Annotated in this window: 1 protein-coding gene; it reads left to right on the top strand. The window is 68.1% G+C overall.

Annotation, left to right across the window (positions count from 1 at the left end; translation table 11 throughout):
• On the top strand, positions 1-643 hold a 643-nt coding region (locus KUM32_RS40875), incomplete at both ends, for a peptide MFS transporter (protein WP_217146727.1).

Genomic DNA, 643 nt, shown 5'->3' with positions numbered 1-643 from the left:
AAGGGCGCGGCCAAGCAGGGACCCCCTGCCAACGGCGGCAAGACCTTCTTCGGCCACCCTCGCGGCCTGGCCACTCTCTTCATGACCGAGATGTGGGAGCGCTTCAGCTTCTACGGCATGCGGGCCCTGCTCGTCCTCTACCTGATCTCCGGCGGTCCGGACTCGAAGGACGGCAGCCAAGGTGGCGGCCTGGAGATGACCGAGGCCAACGCGGTCGCGATCTACTCCGTGTACCTGGCCATGGTCTACCTCCTGGCGATGCCTGGCGGCTGGTTCGGTGACCGGGTGTGGGGGCCGCGGAAGACCGTGGCCATCGCCGCCGGCATCATCATGGCCGGCCACCTGCTGCTCGCGGTGCCCGGACAGTTGCCGTTCTTCGGCGGCCTGGCGCTCGTCGCGTTCGGCTCCGGCCTGCTGAAGGCCAACATCTCCACGATGGTCGGCCACCTCTACGAGGGCCCGGAAGACCCGCGCCGTGACGGCGGCTTCACGATCTTCTACATCGGCATCAACATCGGTGGCTTCGCCGCGCCGTTGATCATCGGCACGGTGGGCCAGGAGGTCAACTGGCACCTCGGCTTCGCCATCGCCGCGCTCGGCATGGCGCTGGGCCTGATCCAGTTCCTGATCGGCACCCGCCACC

It is taken from the genome of Streptomyces sp. AC627_RSS907 (assembly GCF_019049165.1).
This window is presented reverse-complemented; position numbering and strand designations above follow the sequence as displayed.